This is a genomic window from Streptomyces sp. NPDC001027 (assembly GCF_040299045.1).
Lineage (GTDB): Bacteria > Actinomycetota > Actinomycetes > Streptomycetales > Streptomycetaceae > Streptomyces.
The window spans coordinates 12,642-30,417 of the sequence record NZ_JBEPBI010000088.1; the positions used below are offsets into that span (position 1 = coordinate 12,642).

The following is a 17,776-nucleotide window of genomic DNA, read 5'->3' on the forward strand; positions in this document are numbered from 1 at the left end:
GTGACTCGGTTCCTGCACGGGCCGAGCGCCCGTCCCCGTCGGGGGCGGGCGCTCGTCTCGTGGTGCTGCTCAGGCGGAGGCGGACTCCTGGTCCACACTGCCGTCGGCCGCGGCGGCCGCCTCGGCCGTCGCCTCCTCGGCGCGCTCGTCCGCCGCTGCCCGGATGGACCGCCAGGCGGACTCGGCGGCCTGCTGCTCCGCCTCCTTCTTGCTGCGGCCGGTGCCGGTGCCGTACGAGACGCCTCCGACGCGGGCGGCAGCAGTGAAGGTCTTCTCGTGGTCGGGGCCGGTCTCCGTGACCAGGTACTCGGGGACGCCGAGGCCTTCGGTCGCGGTGAGCTCCTGGAGACTGGTCTTCCAGTCCAGGCCGGCGCCGAGATTCGAGGACTTCTCGATCAGCGGGTCGAACAGGCGGTGCACCAGTTCTGAGGCCGCGTCGAGGCCCTGATCGAGATAGACCGCGCCGATCACCGCTTCGAGGGTGTCGGCGAGGATGGATGCCTTGTCCCGGCCGCCCGTGCCCTCTTCACCCCGGCCGAGCCGGATGAAGGAGCCCAGGTCGAGACCACGACCGACCTCCGCCAGCGCACGCGAGTTGACCACCGCGGCCCGCAACTTGGCCAGTTGGCCTTCGGGCAGGTCGGGGTGGGTGCGGTACAGCGTGTCCGTGACGACGAGGCCGAGCACGGAGTCCCCGAGGAACTCCAGCCGCTCGTTCGTCGGCAGACCGCCGTTCTCGTACGCGTAGGAACGGTGGGTCAGCGCACGCACCAGAAGGGCGGACTCGAGCCGATAGCCGAGCCGCCCTTCCAGAAGCGTGTGGGACGAGGCCGTGTCCGCCTTGTTCTTGGCGGTCGTGTCCGCCTTGGCGTCAGACATGAAGCCTCTCACCAGCCGCTCAGACCTCGAGGACCTGGCGCTTGTTGTAGGTGCCGCAAGACGGGCACGCGATGTGCTGCAGCTTGGGCTCGTGGCAGCGCTCGCACGCAACCAGGGTGGGGACCGCAGCCTTCCACTGCGACCGGCGGTGGCGCGTGTTGCTGCGCGACATCTTCCGCTTCGGAACAGCCACGGCTACTTCTCCTGCTTCTCGTCGGCGTGCGCTGATGGAAGCGCGCCGCCGCTCATCTCGTCCTTCTCGCCGTCTTCAGGTGAACCGGCGAGTCCCTGCAGTGCCGCCCAACGGATGTCGACGGCGTCGTGGTGGTGGTCCGGGTCGTCCGCCAGCCGGGCTCCGCACTCGGAGCACAGGCCGGGGCAGTCGTCCTGGCACACCGGCTGCATCGGCAGTGCGAGCACCACCGCATCACGCAGCACGGGCTCGAGGTCGAACAGGCCGTCCTCGAGGAAGAGCCTGTCCTCGTCTTCCTCGGCGTCGTCGGCCGGATCCGCTTTCACACGGCCCCGGTCATCGGCGTCAGGGTACGAGAACATCTCCTGGAAGTCCGCTGCGAGATCGAACTCGAGCGGCTCCAGACACCTTACGCACTCCCCTTCGGCCCGTGCACGGGCGGTGCCTGTGACGAGCACACCTTCCATGACCGACTCAAGTCGGAGTGCGAGCTCCACCGGAGCGCCTTCCGGCACTCCGACGACTCCCTGGATCCCGAGATCCTGGGGAGCGTCGATCTCGCGGGTCAGGCGCTGCTGCGCACCGGGCCGCCGCCCCAGCTCGTGCGTGTCGAACACGAGAGGCTTGCGGTGGTCGAGGCGGGCGTTCAGAGCCATTCCTGCTTTCGATCTTCTGAGCTCGGGGGACGCTGCCCCTCGGTGTGGCGGGCAGCGGCGATCGCGGGCGCATGCGACATCAGCGAAGCGCACACGCGACCGATGAGCCAGGATACTGGAGCATTCGCCCACAGCCCAATCCGGCCCCTGCCCGCCCGGTCCTACAGCCCGCGTCCCTGCTCGTAGGCGCGCAGCTGCTCGGCGCTGATCATGCCGGTGTCGAAGAGACTGGTCTCGTCGAGGGCGTACCCCTGCTGCGCCTGCTGGTGCTGCTGCTGGGCCTGGTGGGACGGGTCGTGCTGCTGCTGGGCCTGGTTCGGGTCGTACGGGTCCTGCTGGGCGTCGTAGCCCCCCTGGTACGCGTAGGGGTCCGCCTGCTGCTGGTAGCCGTACGGGTCCTGCCCGCCGTAGCCCTGTTGCTGTTGCTGTTGCTGCGGATAGCCGCCGTAAGGGTCCGGCTGCTGCTGGTAGCCGTACGCCGGCTGCGGCTCCTGCTGGTCGTACGTCTGCTGGACGGGCTGCGCGGGCGCCGCGTCCTGCTCCGCGAGGGCGGCCAGGTCGGCGAGGTAGTCGGCGTCCGAGGAGTGCTGGAAGGTGGTGGTGTCGGCGGCGAGGGCGCCGAGGTCGTCCGTGGCGATGCGGCCGTGCAGCTTCTGGCGGCCCCGGCCGACCGCCTCCAGCGTCTTGGCCAGGACCGCCTCGAACGCGCCCAGCTTGGCGTCGACGTACGCGTCGGCGTCGCGGCGCAGGGTCTCGGGGTCGTGGCTGCGCTCGGGGGCGTCCTCGTCCTCGTACCCCTGCTCGTCGGTGCCCGGTCCGGTGCCGAGGAGCTTCTCGCGGCCGCGGCCCACGGAGCCGAGGGTCTTGGTGAGGACGACCTCGAAGTTGGCGAGCTTGGAGTCGACGTAGTCGTCGGCGTCCGCGCGGACCTCCTCGGCGTCCTTGCGTGCCTCGGCGAGGATCCGATCGGCCTCGGCCTGGGAGCGGCGGGCGATCTCGGTGCCGGAGACCAGCGAGCCGCGCTCGGCGTGGGCGGTCTCGATGATCCGCTCGGCCTCCTGGCGGGCCTGCTCGACGACCTGCTCGCGGCCGCCGATGAGCTCCTCGGCCTGGGCCAGGGAGTCGGGCAGGGCCGCGCGTACCTCTTCCAGCAGAGCGAGCAGATCCGCGCGGTTGACCACGCACGAGGCCGACATCGGCATCGACCGGGCACTGGAGACCGCCGTGACGATCTCGTCGAGCTTCTTCTGCACGTCCACCGGTTGCTCGCCACTCTCTACAGCTGTGTTGGAGACGGACGGGACGACTGTACGGCCATGGGACGCCCGCCGGACACCGGGTGACGGCACGTCAGGACGGCCGTCCGGCGGTCAGTCCCGCCCGAGGCGCTCGGTCAGCGCTTCGAGGACCCTGGGCGGCACCAGGTGGGAGACGTCGCCGCCCCAGGTGGCGACCTCCTTGACCAGTGAGGAGGAGAGGAAACTGTAGGTGGGGTTGGTGGGCACGAACAGCGTCTCGACGCCGGAGAGGCCGTTGTTCATCTGCGCCATCTGCAGTTCGTAGTCGAAGTCGCTGACCGCGCGCAGGCCCTTGACGATGGCCGGGATCCCGCGCTCCTTGCAGAAGTCGACGAGGAGGCCGTGGAAGGCCTCGACCCGGACGTTGCCGTACTCGGCGGTGACCTCGCGGATCAGATCGATCCGCTCGTCGATCTCGAACAGGCCCTTCTTGGACTTGTTGATCATCACCGCGACGTAGACCTCGTCGTACAGACGGGAGGCGCGGGAGATGATGTCGAGGTGTCCGTTGGTGATCGGGTCGAACGACCCGGGACAGACGGCACGGCGCACTTGTGTTCCCTCGCTCTCCGGTCCGGTCATCGTGCGTCTTCGCACGTAGAGGCGGCGCGACCGTACCAAAACGTTCCCTCGCCGTAGCGACGGGACCGGAGCGCTTCGAAACCGTCCGGCCAGCCGAACTCACCGCCTCTGGTGCTGCGCTCCACGGTGACGAGCGCTTCGGCCGCGAGCCAGCCCCCCGAGCGGAGTGTGAGCAGGATCTCTCGAAGATCGTCGTCGGTGACGGCGTACGGGGGGTCGAGGAAGACGAGGTCGTACGGCGCGGCCTGCGCCGCCTCGATGACCTGTCGGGCCTTGCCCGCGCGGACCTCGGCGCCGGGGAGGGCGAGGTTTCTCACGTTCTCCCGGATCACGCGGGCCGCTCGCGCGTCGGCCTCGACGAGGAGGGTGTGGCCGGCGCCGCGGGACAGGGCCTCCAGACCGACGGCGCCTGATCCGGCGTACAGGTCGAGGACCCGTTCGCCGTCGAGGGGGCCGCCCAGGAGGGACTGCCAGGTGGAGAAGAGGCCTTCGCGTGCGCGGTCGGAGGTGGGGCGGGTTCCGGTGCCTGGCGGGACCGCCAGGCGACGTCCGCCGGCTGCTCCGGCGATCACGCGGGTCATCTCTGGTCCTTGGTGGTGGGCGGCTTTGCGTTCAAGTGTGGCGGGTGGCGCGGTCCGCCGCGTCCCCGGGTGGTCCTCCTCACCCCTTCTCCAGGTACTGCTCCCGCTCCTCGTCCAGCAGGGCGTCCAGCGCCGTGCGCAGGCCGGGGTAGGCGGTCAGCTCCGGGTCCGCCTCGACGACGGCCGCCGCTTCCTGCCGCGCCTCGGCGATGACCTCCTCGTCCTCGATGACCGTGAGGACGCGCAGGCTGGAGCGGACGCCGGACTGGGCCTGGCCGAGGACGTCGCCCTCGCGGCGCTGCTCGAGGTCGATGCGGGAGAGCTCGAAGCCGTCGAGAGTGGCGGCGACGGCGTCCAGCCGCTGCCTGGCGGCGGTCGCCTGCGGCATCTCGCTGACCAGCAGGCACAGGCCCGGCGCCGAGCCACGGCCGACGCGGCCGCGCAGCTGGTGGAGCTGGGACACGCCGAACCGGTCGGCGTCCATGATCACCATCGCGGTGGCGTTGGGGACGTTGACGCCGACCTCGATGACGGTCGTGGCGACCAGGACGTCGGTGTCGCCCGCGGCGAAGCGGCGCATGACGGCGTCCTTGTCGTCGGGGGGCATACGGCCGTACAGCACCTCGACGCGCAGTCCCTGGAGGGGGCCTCGCGCGAGCTGATCGGCGACGTCGAGGACGGCGAGCGGGGGCCGCTTCTCGGCCTCGTCCTCGGGCGGCTTCTTCTTGGCCTTGCCGGCCTTCTCCGGGTCGTCCTCGTCGTCGCCGATGCGGGGGCAGACGACGTACGCCTGATGGCCGTTCTGCACCTCCTCGCGCACCCGCTCCCACGCGCGCGCGAGGAAGTGCGGTTTGTCCGCGGCGGGGACGACATGGCTGGCGATCGGCGAGCGGCCGGCCGGGAGCTGGTCGAGGACCGAGGTCTCCAGGTCGCCGAAGACGGTCATGGCGACGGTGCGGGGGATGGGCGTGGCCGTCATGACGAGCAGGTGCGGGGGCTGCTTGCCCTTGCCGCGCAGGGCGTCCCGCTGTTCGACGCCGAAGCGGTGCTGTTCGTCGACCACGACCAGGCCGAGGTCGTGGAACTGGACCTTGTCCTCGATCAACGCGTGGGTGCCGATGACGATGCCGGCCTCCCCGGTGACGAGGTCGAGCAGCGCCTTGCGGCGGGCCGCCGCCCCCATCGACCCGGTCAGCAGGACGACCTTGGTGGCCTGTTCGGATCCGCCGAGCATGCCGCCCTCGGCGAGATCGCCCATCATCTCGACGACGGAGCGGTGGTGCTGCTGGGCGAGGACCTCGGTGGGGGCGAGCATCGCCGCCTGTCCGCCCGCGTCGACGACGGCGAGCATGGCGCGCAGCGCGACCATGGTGTTGTGGGTGACCGTGAAGTGGTCGGTGACGTAGGCGTGGCTGGGGTGGGCGACGCTGATGCACTGGACGGGCCCCCGGCCCACGTACTCGACGGCGTGGACGCCGCGGCGGAACGCGTCGTCGCCGGGCCGGGACCGCAGGAGGGCCGCCTTGCGGGGCAGCCGGAACGGCGGGTGCGCCTCCGGCAGGGCGAGGGAGACCTCGAAGCCCTCCCCCGACGAGGAGAGCCGCGCCCGGCCTCCCAGCGAGCGCACGATCCAGGCGACGTCGTCGGCGAGCAGGCGTGAGGCGGCGCGGAACGTGACGCTCAGGCCGTCCGCACCGACCGTGCCGCCGGTGTCGAGGAGGCCCTGCAGGAGGGCGGTGCGGTTCTTGACGGAGGTGTTCCGGAAGGCGATGGGGACGCCGACGCCCGCACCGGACGAGGGCGACGGCGAGCCCTGCGCGGCCGGGTCCGGACCGCTGCTTCCGCCGCCGGCCAGCCGGACGCCGTACTCGTACGGGTCCTGCGGGAGGGGTGCGTCGCCTCCGAGGTCGACCGGGGTCGCGACCGGGAGGTACCACTTCGGGGCGCCGTCCGCCGTGAGCGTGTCCTGCCGGATCCGGCGTGTGGTCATGACCCCGGGGGCCTGGCCGCGACGCCATGCGGAGGCGGTGCCGACGATCCACAGGTGCTCGTCGTCGCACTCCACACGAGCGCCGTCGGACAGGACCAGACGCCACACCTCGCGGTCGCCCTGCGGGAAGACGCCGTCGACCGGCGCGATCTCCCCGTTCGGGACGACCACCTCGTCGCCCACGGCCAGGTCGCCCATCCGCCGGAAGCCGGTCGGCGTGAGCACCAGGGAGTCCAGGGGCTGGGCCTTGCCCGAGCCGACCTCCCCCTGCAGCAGCCGGTGCATCGGATGCTCCGTCGCCAGGTCGTCGAAGATCTCCTTCGAGACCTTCCGCTGGCCGTCGGTGAGGGTGAAGGGAAGCCGGGCGTCGAAGGCGGCGAGGAGGCCGTCGGGCGAGGGCCTGCGGGCCACCGCCGGGAGTTGGGCGTCGGCGTGCCGGCGACGGGCCAGGGCGACCTGGAGGACGAACGCCTCGTCCCACTTCAGGCGGGCGCGGGCGTCGGCGATGTCGGCCTTGGTTTGCGGGCGGTGGATCTTCAACAGGGCCTCGGGCAGGGACAGCAGGCCGCGGCCCTCGCGCAGCGACTCCGGGAGCGGATCGACCGCCTCCTGGGCGCTGGGCAGGACGGTCTGGACCGCCTTGCCGATCTTCCAGGACTCCAGTTTCGCGGTGGCCGGGTAGAGCGGGATGAGGGCGCCCGCCCAGGTCTCGACGGATTCCTCGGTGTCGGCGTGCAGCAGTTCGTAGGCCGGGTGGGCCAGTTGGAGGCGGCGGTTGAAGACCGAGGCCTTGCCCGCGAACATCGCGCGCGTGCCCGGCAGCAGCTCCTTGTGCGGCTTGTGGACGCCGCTGCCGAAGAAGACCAGCTGGAGCCTGCCGCTGCCGTCGGTGATGGTCACCTCCAGGCGCTGGCCCTTGCCGCGGGGCGCCTTGGCGGAGGCGAAGCTGTGCAGGCGGGCGTCGGCGACCTGGGCGACCACGGTGACGTGCTCGTCCATCGGGAGGTCGGCGAGGGAGGTGAGCTGGCCGCGCTCCTCGTATCTGCGGGGGTAGTGGTGCAGGAGGTCGCCGACCGTGTGCAGGCCGAGGTGCTCGGCCATCACCTTCGCGGTGGCGGGGCCGAGCACTGACGTGAGCGGTTGTTCCAGTGGTTCCTTCAGCGCGGGCACGAGATCCATTGCACACCACGTCACTGACATTGCCGCATAGGTGTCCTGAAACCCCTGGTCAGACGGCTCGTTCGGGCTCTAGGATGGCGCGCTCCGGCCATCATCCGCGGTCACCGCCCCACCGGGACCGCCCGACCCCGCGCCGTGCTCCTCCCCCAGCCCGCGGCGCTGCAGCGATGGACTCCCAGACCTCACAGTCATCCCAGGCATCTCCGTCACCCCACTCGTTCCAGGTCGACCTGCGCGGTCTGGTGGACCTGCTGTCCCATCACCTGTACTCCAGCCCCAAGGTCTATCTGCGCGAGCTCCTGCAGAACGCCGTGGACGCCGTCACCGCCCGACGGGCCGAGGAGCCCGGCGCCCCGGCGCGGGTGCGGCTGTTCGCGGCGGACGGCGGGCTGCGGGTGGAGGACTCCGGCGTCGGGCTCACCGAGTCCGACGTGCACGACCTGCTGGCGACGATCGGGCGCAGTTCCAAGCGCGCCGAGGGACTGCAGGACGTCCGGTCGGACTTCCTCGGCCAGTTCGGCATCGGTCTGCTGGCCTGCTTCGTGGTCGCCGAGCGGATCCGCGTGGTCAGCCGCAGCGCCCGTACGCCGGACGCGCCGCCGGTGGAGTGGACGGCTCGCGACGACGGCTCGTACACCGTGCGGACGCTGCCCCACGAGGAGCGTCCCGAGCCGGGCACCACCGTGCATCTGGTGGCGCGGGCGGGGGCGGCGGAATGGCTCGCCGAGCCGCGTGTGCTGGCGCTGGCCCGGGACTTCGGGTCGCTGCTGCCCTACGACGTCCGGGTCGGCGACGAGCCGGTCACGGATCTGCCCGCGCCCTGGGACCGGGCGTACGCCTCCCCCGCCGACCGGCGGGTCGCCCTGGCCCGGCACTGCCGTGAGCTGTTCGGCTTCACGCCGTTGGACGCGGTCGGCCTGGACGTGCCGCTGGCGGGGATCCGCGGGGTGGCGTACGTGCTGCCGTCCGCGGTGAGCCCGGCGCAGCGGGCCGGTCACCGGGTGCACCTCAAGGGCATGCTGCTGACCGAGCGGGGCGAACAGCTGCTGCCCGACTGGGCGTTCTTCGTGCGCTGCGTCCTGGACACCGACAGTCTGCGGCCGACCGCCTCACGTGAGTCGCTCTACGAGGACGAGACGCTGGCCGCGGTGCGCGAGGCGCTGGGCGAGCGGATCCGGTCGTGGCTGACGGGACTGGCGGCCGGCGACCCGGAGCGGCTCGAGGCGTTCTTGGCCGTGCACCATCTGGGCGTGAAGTCCCTGGCGCGGCACGACACGGACATGCTGCGCACGATGCTGCCGTGGCTGCCCTTCGAGACGACCGACGGCCGGCTGTCGCTGGAGGAGTTCGCGCAGCGGCACCCGGTGGTGCACTTCACGCGGACCGTCGAGGAGTACCGGCAGGTCGCGCCGATCGCCTCCGCGCAGGGCGTCGGGGTGATCAACGGCGGTTACACGTACGACAGCGAGCTGGTGGAGGCGCTGCCCTCGGTGCGGCCGGGGACGGTGGTCGCCGAGCTGGACGCCGACACCGTGACCGCGCACCTGGACGCCGTCGCCGCCGCCGACGAGCTGGCGCTGGCCGGCTTCCTGGCGGCCGCGCGGGCGAAGCTCGATCCGCTGGGGTGCGACGTCGTGCTGCGGGCCTTCCATCCGCTGTCGGTGCCCGCGCTGCACCTCGACGACCGCGCGGCCCGGCACGAGCAGGCGCGCGCGGACGCCGAGGAGCAGGCGGACGACCTGTGGGCGGGCATCCTGGGCTCGCTGCGCGGGAGCGCCCCGCGCGCGCGTCTGGTGCTCAACCATCTCAACCCGCTGATCCGGCGCATCGGTTCGCTGCGCGACAGGGAGCTGATCGGCACCGCCACGGAGTCCCTGTACGGGCAGGCGCTGCTGATGGCGCAGCGTCCGCTGCGGCCGGCGGACTCGGCGCTGCTGAACCGGTCGTTCATCGGCCTCCTCGAGTGGGCCACCCTCGGGGACACGGCACACGGGCAGTCGTCGGACGGACAGGGGGCCACGGATGAGTGAGATCACGGACTTCGACTCCCTGCGCAGGGCGATGGCGGAGAACGGCGAGCAGCCGGAGGGGCCGGCCCGCAACGCGCGCGCGGAGCAACTGCTCCTGGAGGCGGAGAGGCTGAGGATCCCGCTCGCCGTGATCGAGGCGCTCGGGCACCAGCTCAAGGTCTACAACTACAGCTCCGAGAAGGCGAAGATGTTCGTCCCGTTCGCGCGGCTGCTGCGCATGTGGGACGAGCAGCCCGAGGACTTCGACGCCTACGAGACGCATTCGCTGCACTGGGTCTTCAAGTGGATGTCGGCCGGCATGCTCGACCAGCCGCACGTGCCGCTGGCGTCGGTGGAGAAGTGGCTGGGCGAGATGGAGCACCGCTACCGGCTCGCCGGTCACTCCGAACGGGCCGTGCGCAGCGCCGAGTTCAGCGTCGCCGCACACGTGGGCGACGTGGCGCGGGCCGAGCGGGCGTTCACCGCCTGGCTGGCCGCGGACCGGGACGCGATGGCCGACTGCCACGCGTGCGAGCTGCACGGGCAGGGCTGGTGGCAGGCGGAGCGGGGGCGGGACACGGAGGCCCTGGAGCTGTGGGCGCCGGTTCTGGAGGGCGAGTACACGTGCGCGCACGAGCCGCACAGCGTGCTGGCGTCCTCGCTGCTGCCGCTGCTGCGGCTGGGCCGCCCGGACGAGGCCCGCGCCCACCATCTGCGCGGGTTCCGGCTGGTGCGGTCCATGGAGAGCATGCGGAGCGCGTACGCCGACCACGTCGAGTTCTGCGCGCTGAGCGGCAACGAGGCGCGGGGCCTGGAGCTGCTCGCGGAGCGGCCCGCCTACTTCACGGACGAAGGCCAGCCGCGCAGCAAGCTGGAGTTCCTGAGCGTCGTGGCGCTGCTGATGGGGCGCCTGGGTGAGCTCGGGCTCGGCGGGGAGCGGGTGCCCGGGCCGGCCGGACGGGAGTGGACGGCCGACGAGCTCGCGGTGCACGCGCGCGCGGAGGCGCTCGCGCTGGCCGCGCGTTTCGACGAGCGCAACGGCACGAAGCACGTCAGCGAGCGGGCACGCGCGCGTATGGCGCAGCGGCCCTTGGTGGAACGGCTGCCCTTGGGCGTGCGCGCGTCGCGTCCGGCGGTCACGGCGCCCGCACCCGCGTTCGCCGCTTCGGCCCCGGCCGAGGCCGAGGCGGCCGGCGAGGTCACGGAAGCGGACGTGCCGGCTCTGCTCGAGGAGGCCCGGCGGTTGTCGGACACCCTCCGGCCGCACGCCGTCGAGGCATGGGCGCGGGTGGCCCGCGCGGCCGCGGCGAACGAGGACGTGGAGCTGGCGGCGCGGGACCTCGCCGAGATCGCCGACCACGAGGCGATCGGTCTCGGCTCGGAGGGCGCCGACGCGTTCGAGCGCGCCGCCGGGCTGTACGAGGAGGCGGGCGACCCGGGGGAGGCTTTGGCGGCACGCGCGCGTGCCGCCTACGTCCGTGCGCTCGACGGCGAGGTGGACGAGGCGCTCGCGGCGGTCGCCGAGCCCTACGACCGTGTCCTCGCGCTGTACGCCGAGGGCGACACCGAGGTGCCGCAGGCGGCGGGCGTTCTGATGGCACGGGCGCGGATCCTGATGCGCCGGGTGCACGAGGCCGAGGGGCCGGTGCCCGCGTCGGCCGGTACGCAGGCGGAGTCGGCCGTCCGGGAGCTCCTGGCGCTCGTGGACGGGCGGGCCGGTGACGACGTCCGGCTCGCCGTCCGGGTGGCCGAGGGCCACGCGATGCTGGCGGAGCTCGCGACGCGCTCCGGCGAGGCGGAGACCGGTGCGGAGCTGTTCGCACGGGCCGCAGCGGAGTTCGTCGAGGCGGGGGTGCCGTGGTTCGCCGTGGAGTACGAGGCCCGGCTGGCCGGTCTCGCCCATGAGCTGGGCGACATGGCGGAGGCGGAGCGGGCGCTGCGGGCGGCCCTGGAGCACGGCGGGCCGTTCCTGGAGGCGATCGGACGCGCTCAGCTGCATCTTCAGCTGGCCGAGGTGGTCGGCGGCCGGGGAGAGTTCGAGGAGGCCGCGGAGCACGCCCTGGAGTCGGCGCACTGGGCCGACGAGGCGGGCGCGGGCCCCACGTACGGCGCGTGGGCGCGGCATCAGCTCGGCGGGTACCTGGTGCGCCAGGGCCGCTGGGCCGAGGCGGCCGAGGTGCTGGAGTCCGCGCTGACGGACCTGAGCGCGCAGACGCACGGGGACGGGGCGGTCGTCCAGACGCAGTGGTGGCTCGGCGACTGTCTGAGCGAGCTCGGCGAGCACCGGGACGCCGCCGAACGCCGGTTGCAGGCCGCCGAGATCGCCCGGCGCTGGCCGGAGCAGCACGACCACGCCACTCTCGCCCACCTGGCCGCCGAGTCGCTCGGCCACGCCGGACTGCACGCCGACGCCGACCGGGCGTACGCGCGCGCCGGGGAGTTGTGGCGGGACCTCGGCAATGTGCACGGGCTGATCCGTTCGCTGCGCGCCCGCGCCTGGCTGGCGTTGCGCACCGAGCAGGACCCGGACGTGGCACGCGCGCTGATGACGAGCGCCGTGGAGGAGTGCGCGGACGCGTTCGGCGCCGCGGGCGACGACGAGGAGGCGCGACTGCGGCTGATCGCCGAACTCGGGGACACCCACCGCCAGTTCGGCGACCTGCTCGCCCGTTCCGCCGCCGAGGACGCGGACGACGACGCGATCCGGGCCGCCCTGGACGAGGCGCTCTCCCAGATGTCCGAGGCGGTCGCGGTGTTCGTCACCCTGGGCGGGAGCGGCCTGTCGGCCCGGACCGGAGCCGAGCTGGCCGCGGGCTGGCTGGAGTGCGACCTGGGGCGCCCCGCGCAGGCGGCGGCCCGCGCGCGTGCGGTGCTGCGGTCCTGTGCGGACGCCGCCGCCGAGGGCTTCGAGGGCGACGGTCAGCGGGGCGGCGGGACGCTTTCGGCGCGGCGGGCGGAGGCGGAGCAGTTGCTGCAGGCGACGGAGGAACCGAGGGATCGTTGAACGATTCCCCTGAGGGAGAGGGGATCGTTCAACGAGAACAAGGGGGTCCGGCAATCGTTGAACGAGGACAAGGGGGTGCGGGGATCGTTCAACGAGGACAGCAGGTTCCGCGGATCGTTCAACCCGCCTATTCCACCCCGATCAACAACAACGCCCCCTGCCGCCCGCCCCGGTACACGACCGTGTCCACGGCGAGATACGCCTCCCGCACCCGCGACTCCAGCCGCTCGGCGACGCCTTCGGGAGCCTCGTCGCCGAGCACCAGGGTGACCAGCTCGCCGCCCGCCGACAGCATGCGGTCGAGGACGCCCTCCGCGGTGGCGGCGACGTCGGAGCCGATGACGGCCACGTCGCCGTCGACGAGTCCGAGGACGTCCCCGGCCTGACAGATGCCGGCCATGGTCCACGACTCGCGCACGGCCACGACGACCTCGGCGTAGCGGGTGGCGCCGGCCGCCGAGGTCATCGAGACGACGTCCTCGTCGAAGCGCCGGTCGGGCTCGTGGACGGCGAGCGCCGCGATGCCCTGGACCGCGGACCGGGTCGGGATGAGAGCCACCCGGATGCCCTCCGTGCGGGCCTGTTCCGCCGCCGCGGCCGCGGTGTGCCTCAGGTCGGCGTCATTGGGCAGCAGCACGACCTCGCGCGCGTGGGCGCGTCGCACCGCCTCCACGAGCTCACCGCTCGCGGGCGGCTCCCCGGGGCGCGCGAGCACGGTGGTCGCGCCGGCCTCGGAATACAGCCCGACCAGTCCCTCGCCGGGCACGACGGCGACGACCGCACGCTGCACGCGCTCGCGCGGCGGACGCTCGCCGCCGCGCGTGTGGGCGTCGTCGGCGCCGAAGTGGGTGATGCGGATCCGGTACGGCCGGCCCGCCTCGACGCCCGCCTCCACGGCCGCGCCGGCGTCGTCCACGTGCACGTGCACGTTCCACAGGCCGTCCCCGCCGACCATGACGAGGGAGTCGCCGAGGGCGTCCAGCCGTTGACGCAGCCGCACCACGGCCGCGTCCTCGGCCTCCAGCAGGTAGATCACCTCGAAGGCGGGCCCGCCCTCTTCCCCGTCCGGGCCGCGCTCGCCTCCGGCCCCGGCTGCGCCGCCGCTTCCGGCGTCACGGGCGTGCCCGCCCTCCCCGCCGGGCGCACGCCCGCAGTCGTCCGCGCCGTCCATGCCGTCCGCGCCGTCCAAGCCCGCCGTGTTCCCGGCGCTCTGCGTCGGGACGGCTCCCACACGCGCGAGCGGCCCGGACAGCCCCAGGGATCCCGACGACCCCGACGGGCCCGGCATGCCCGGCGACTCTCCCGTGAACGTCTCCACCAGGGCCGCGAGGACCGCGACGAGCCCCCGGCCGCCCGCGTCGACCACTCCCGCCCGCCCCAGGGCCGCGAGCTGCGCCGGAGTGGCGGCGAGCGCGGCGCACGCCCCCTGGTGGGCGGCGCGGGCGATCGTGCCGCAGTCGCCCTGCGCGCCCCCCGCCGCGTCCGCGGCGGCGGAGGCGACGGTCAGGACGGTGCCCTCGACGGGGTGGGCCACGGCCTGGCGGGCGGCGTCGGCCGCCTGCCGCAGCGCCAGGCTCAGCCCGGCGCCGTCGGTGTGAGTCGCCTCACTCTCGGCGGCGAGCACCTGGGCCATGCCGCGCAGCAGCTGCGCGAGGATCGTGCCAGAGTTCCCCCGCGCGCCTATGAGCGCGCCATGCGCCATCGCGTGCGCGGCGTCGGCGAGGGACGGGGGCCCGACGGGCGCGGATCCGGCCTCGTGCCCGACGAAGACCGCCTCGACGGCGGTCGCCGCGGACTCCACGGTGAGATACAGATTGGTGCCGGTGTCCCCGTCCGCGACCGGGTAGACGTTGATCGCGTCGATCTCCTCGCGAGCCCGGCCCAGGGCCGACAGCGCCAGGCCGCACCAGGTGCGCACCGCGAGAGCATCGAAGAACGTCTGCGGCGCCTGCGCCACCTGCGCCTCCCTGAAGTGCTGGACTGGACGCAGCGTAGCCCCAGGCGCCGGGTCCGCCGGAAAGCGGCCCGGGCAGTGCGAGGGCAGGGACGGCCGCGAGCGACGCCGTCGGGGCCGGGGCCCTGAGCAGCCATGGTAGTTTCGTACTGCTGGCGCAGTCGTTGTATGCTGCTCCGGTTGCCCGATACACATCGGGCCATCCCCCTGGCACCGCCACCCAGATCTCTGATCCTGCGATCTCGATCCCGGCATGCCGGGATCCACCGTAAGTGCATCTGAAGTCTTTGGAGTGACCCGTGGCTGCCAACTGCGACGTCTGTGGCAAGGGGCCGAGCTTCGGCAACAACATCTCGTTTTCGCACCGCCGTACGTCCCGTCGCTGGAACCCGAACATCCAGCGCGTCCGTACCGTGGTCGGCGGGACGCCGAAGCGCGTGAACGCTTGCACCTCGTGCATCAAGGCCGGCAAGGTCTCGCGCTGACGCACGTCCCCCTGCACTCGAGTCCGCTCGAGCTGGGGGGAACCCCATCGCGCGCGGCCACTGCTGGTTCGCTGCATCGAGCCGGTCCACCTCGAGTGGACCGGCTTTTTGCTGCCCTCTCCACGACCACCGCACCCCGCGCATCAGCGGTACCACGCGCATGACGGGCACCACCGGTACCACGCGCGCACAGCGCTCACAGCCGCTCCGTGCCTCCGCGCCGGCCCGGGCCGAGGTCCCAGCCGTGGTCCACGGGCCCGATCCCCGCGCCTAGGGCGAACCCCGCGGCGATCGCCCCCGTGACGTACCGCTTGGCGGCCCCGACCGCCTCCGGCACGCTCTGCCCCTTCGCCAGCTGCGCCGCGATCGCGGAGGCGAGCGTGCAGCCCGTGCCGTGCGTGTGCCGGTTGTCGTACCTCGGCGCGCGCAGCCAGTGCTCCTCGACACCGTCCGTCAGCAGGTCCACGGCGTCGCCGGGGAGATGACCGCCCTTGATGAGCACCCACCGCGGCCCGTAGGCCAGCACGGCGGCGGCCGCGTCCCGCAGCTGCTCCTCCGACTCGACCCGCACGCCCGCCAGTTGGGCCGTCTCGTCGAGGTTGGGGGTGGCGACGGTGGCGACCGGCAGCAGCTTCGTGCGGACGGAGTCCAGCGCCGAGGCCGCCAGCAGCGGATCGCCGTGCTTGGAGACGCCGACCGGGTCGACGACGACGGGGACATCGATCCCGGCGAGCAACCCGGCCACCGTCTCGACGAGTTCGGCGGAGGCCAGCATGCCCGTCTTGACCGCCTGGACGCCGACGTCGTCGACGACGCTGCGGTACTGGGCCCGGACCGCCTCCACCGGCAGCTCCCAAGCACCCTGCACGCCAAGGGAGTTCTGCGCGGTGACCGCGGTGACCACGCTCATGCCGTGCACGCCGAGCGCGAGCATCGTCTTCAGATCCGCCTGGATCCCGGCCCCGCCGCCCGAGTCGGAGCCGGCGACGGTCAGCACCCGGGGCGGCGGCGCGGGAGCGCTCACGACTCCTCCAGGTCCCCGAAGTGGTCCCAGCCGCCCTTGCTGGTCCAGGGCGCCCCGTCGACCGTCACCTGGGGCAGGGCGGAGGGGTTGAGGACCTCGCCGATGACCTTCCAACGGGCGGGCAGCTTCACGTCCGGCGGGAAGGTCGCCACGATCGCGTGGTCCTCTCCCCCGGCCAGCACCCACTGCATCGGATCGACCCCGACGGCCTGCCCGATGTCGTTCATCTGGGTCGGGATGTCGATCGCGCCCGACCGGACGTCGATCCGGACCTTGCTCGCCTCCGCGATGTGCCCGAGGTCGGCGATCAGCCCGTCGCTGACGTCGCACATCGCCGTGGCGCCGAGCCCGGCGGCCGCCGGTCCCGCGTGGTACGGCGGCTCGGGGCGACGGTGGGCCTCCACGAAGGCGCGGGGCGAGCGGAAGCCGCGGGACAGCACCGCGTACCCGGCGGCGGACCAGCCGAGCCAGCCGGTCACCGCGACGAGGTCGCCGGGCTGGGCGCCGCCCCGGGTGACCGGCTCCTGGTTGCGCAGATCGCCGAGCGCGGTGATCGACACCATGATCGTGTCGCCGCGCACGACGTCGCCGCCGACCACGGAGGCGCCGGCGACCTGGCACTCGTCGCGCAGGCCGTCCATCAGCTCGCTCGCCCAGGTGACCGGCAGCTCGGCCGGCACGACGAGGCCGAGCAGCAGAGCCGTCGGCACCGCGCCCATGGCGGCGATGTCGGCGAGGTTCTGCGCGGCGGCCTTGCGGCCGACGTCGTACGCCGTGGACCAGTCGCGGCGGAAGTGCCGGCCCTCCAGCAGGATGTCGGTGCTGGCCACGACCCGGCGGTCGGGCGCGGCGACCACCGCGGCGTCGTCGCCCGGGCCGACCCGGACCGCGGGGGTGGTGGTGAGACGGGAGGTGAGCTCCCTGATGAGCCCGAACTCACCGAGCTCACCAACAGTGCCCTTCATTGCCCTTTCGCCCCTTCTATACCTGTCTGTGCCCGGTCGCGCGTAACCAGTGTCCTCGATACGGTCGAGTCAGCCGTCAACTTCTGTCGGGCCCGTACCCCGGCGCGCGGGCCCTGGTTCCCGCAGGTCTCCCCGCGGCGAGCGGCGACGCGATACCGTGGCGTTCCTTTTCCCCACATGATCCTCGTGGCCGCTCTGGAGGTTCCGTGGTACAGGCGTACATCCTGATCCAGACGGAGGTCGGCAAAGCGTCGACCGTCGCCGAAGAGATCGGCAAAATCCCTGGCGTCGTCCAGGCAGAGGACGTGACGGGACCTTATGACGTGATCGTGCGGGCCCAGGCCGACACGGTGGACGACCTCGGCCGCATGGTGGTCGCCAAGGTCCAGCAGGTGGACGGGATCACCCGCACCCTGACCTGCCCGGTCGTGCATCTGTAGCCCCCGTCTAACCTTGGCCGGTGAACCTTTTCCGTCACCGGCCCCTCGGCCTGCCCGCGCTCGCCCTGTTGATCACGGTCGCGGGCTGCTCCTCAGCAGACGACAACGCGTCGGCGGCGGTTCCCACTCCCGGCGCGAAAGCCACGACGCTGTGCCGGAACCTGGACAAGGTACTGCCGTCGAAGGTGGACGGTGAGAGCCGCCACGATCCCGAGCCCGCCTCCGCGCTGACCGCGGGCTGGGGAGGTGCGGAGATCATACTGCGCTGCGGTGTCGCGCAGCCGCCGAAGATGATCGACCCCGAGGTCGCGCAGGGGGCCGACGCGGACGCGGTGGCCGGCGGGGTGGACGGCGTCGACTGGCTGATGGAGAACCGGGACGGCGGGGGCCACCGCTTCACCACGGCCCGCAGGAGCGTCTACGTCGAGGTGACGGTGTCCGCGGACGCCGACACCTCCGGCGCGTTGATCGATCTGGCCCCGGCCATCAAGAAGGCGATCCCCGAGGGGATCGCCGACTAGCTCGTCCGGCCGGTGC

The 17,776-nt window shown here is 72.8% G+C and carries 14 protein-coding genes and 1 pseudogene; 5 read left to right on the forward strand and 10 right to left on the reverse strand.

What is annotated here, in order from left to right; all coding sequences use genetic code 11:
- Positions 1-69: 69 nt before the first annotated feature.
- From rnc to ABT300_RS23510, 7 genes and pseudogenes are all read right to left on the reverse strand, one after another.
- On the reverse strand, positions 70-891 hold the full coding sequence (gene rnc / locus ABT300_RS23480) for a ribonuclease III (protein WP_502977984.1): 822 nt from the start codon (positions 889-891) through the stop codon (positions 70-72).
- A 7-nt stretch (positions 892-898) separates the two neighbouring features.
- Positions 899-1,072 (reverse strand): 50S ribosomal protein L32, encoded by a 174-nt coding sequence (gene rpmF, locus ABT300_RS23485; RefSeq protein ID WP_007493396.1) that lies wholly within the window; start codon positions 1,070-1,072, stop codon positions 899-901.
- Between the two features lie 2 nt (positions 1,073-1,074).
- On the reverse strand, positions 1,075-1,728 hold the full coding sequence (locus ABT300_RS23490) for a YceD family protein (protein ID WP_319279757.1): 654 nt from the start codon (positions 1,726-1,728) through the stop codon (positions 1,075-1,077).
- Between the two features lie 161 nt (positions 1,729-1,889).
- A complete protein-coding gene (locus ABT300_RS23495) occupies positions 1,890-2,987 on the reverse strand; it encodes a F0F1 ATP synthase subunit B (protein ID WP_351678957.1) in 1,098 nt (365 codons plus the stop codon).
- A gap of 111 nt (positions 2,988-3,098) precedes the next feature.
- Entirely contained in the window at positions 3,099-3,578 is a 480-nt protein-coding gene (coaD, locus tag ABT300_RS23500) for a pantetheine-phosphate adenylyltransferase (protein ID WP_216825681.1), read from the reverse strand.
- 26 nt (positions 3,579-3,604) lie between these two features.
- Positions 3,605-4,192, reverse strand: a pseudogene (gene rsmD, locus ABT300_RS23505) (16S rRNA (guanine(966)-N(2))-methyltransferase RsmD); the annotation flags it as partial.
- A 76-nt stretch (positions 4,193-4,268) separates the two neighbouring features.
- Positions 4,269-7,358 (reverse strand): helicase-related protein, encoded by a 3,090-nt coding sequence (locus ABT300_RS23510; protein WP_351678959.1) that lies wholly within the window; start codon positions 7,356-7,358, stop codon positions 4,269-4,271.
- Between the two features lie 167 nt (positions 7,359-7,525).
- Between ABT300_RS23510 and ABT300_RS23515 the strand changes: the two genes are divergently transcribed.
- Both ABT300_RS23515 and ABT300_RS23520 read left to right on the forward strand, forming a co-directional pair.
- The gene (locus ABT300_RS23515) at positions 7,526-9,388 is read left to right on the forward strand and encodes an HSP90 family protein (protein WP_351678961.1); all 1,863 of its coding nucleotides are present in this window, start codon (positions 7,526-7,528) and stop codon (positions 9,386-9,388) included.
- On the forward strand, positions 9,381-12,371 hold the full coding sequence (locus ABT300_RS23520; RefSeq protein WP_351678963.1) for a tetratricopeptide repeat protein: 2,991 nt from the start codon (positions 9,381-9,383) through the stop codon (positions 12,369-12,371). The genes ABT300_RS23515 and ABT300_RS23520 overlap by 8 nt, the downstream gene beginning before the upstream one ends.
- Before the next feature lie 127 nt (positions 12,372-12,498).
- Here the strand turns inward: ABT300_RS23520 and ABT300_RS23525 are convergent, their stop codons facing one another.
- Entirely contained in the window at positions 12,499-14,328 is a 1,830-nt protein-coding gene (locus tag ABT300_RS23525) for a DAK2 domain-containing protein (RefSeq protein ID WP_351678965.1), read from the reverse strand.
- Positions 14,329-14,624: 296 nt separating this feature from the next.
- On the opposite strand from ABT300_RS23525, the gene rpmB reads away from it, so the two are divergent.
- Positions 14,625-14,810, forward strand: coding sequence for a 50S ribosomal protein L28 (gene rpmB, locus ABT300_RS23530; protein ID WP_079041368.1), 186 nt, complete (start codon positions 14,625-14,627; stop codon positions 14,808-14,810).
- 196 nt (positions 14,811-15,006) lie between these two features.
- Here the strand turns inward: rpmB and thiD are convergent, their stop codons facing one another.
- Together thiD and ABT300_RS23540 are read right to left on the reverse strand one after the other, a co-directional pair.
- Positions 15,007-15,834, reverse strand: a complete 828-nt coding sequence (thiD, locus tag ABT300_RS23535) for a bifunctional hydroxymethylpyrimidine kinase/phosphomethylpyrimidine kinase (protein ID WP_351678968.1) — start codon at positions 15,832-15,834, stop codon at positions 15,007-15,009.
- Complete coding sequence (locus tag ABT300_RS23540; protein WP_057580490.1) at positions 15,831-16,799, reverse strand: thiamine-phosphate kinase; 969 nt, start codon at positions 16,797-16,799, stop codon at positions 15,831-15,833. The genes thiD and ABT300_RS23540 overlap by 4 nt, the downstream gene beginning before the upstream one ends.
- A 206-nt stretch (positions 16,800-17,005) precedes the next feature.
- On the opposite strand from ABT300_RS23540, the gene ABT300_RS23545 reads away from it, so the two are divergent.
- Entirely contained in the window at positions 17,006-17,239 is a 234-nt protein-coding gene (locus ABT300_RS23545; RefSeq protein WP_020128743.1) for an Lrp/AsnC family transcriptional regulator, read from the forward strand.
- Positions 17,240-17,259: 20 nt separating this feature from the next.
- A complete protein-coding gene (locus ABT300_RS23550) occupies positions 17,260-17,760 on the forward strand; it encodes a DUF3515 domain-containing protein (RefSeq protein ID WP_351678971.1) in 501 nt (166 codons plus the stop codon).
- Positions 17,761-17,776: the final 16 nt, after the last annotated feature.

Bases quoted from the DNA above. Each gene is read 5' to 3' on its own strand.
- ABT300_RS23490 (WP_319279757.1), bottom strand. From the start codon at position 1,728: ATGGCTCTGAACGCCCGCCTCGACCACCGCAAGCCTCTCGTGTTCGAC.
- ABT300_RS23510 (WP_351678959.1), bottom strand. From the start codon at position 7,358: ATGGATCTCGTGCCCGCGCTGAAGGAACCACTGGAACAACCGCTCACG.
- ABT300_RS23515 (WP_351678961.1), top strand. From the start codon at position 7,526: ATGGACTCCCAGACCTCACAGTCATCCCAGGCATCTCCGTCACCCCAC.
- ABT300_RS23520 (WP_351678963.1), top strand. From the start codon at position 9,381: ATGAGTGAGATCACGGACTTCGACTCCCTGCGCAGGGCGATGGCGGAG.
- ABT300_RS23540 (WP_057580490.1), bottom strand. From the start codon at position 16,799: ATGAAGGGCACTGTTGGTGAGCTCGGTGAGTTCGGGCTCATCAGGGAG.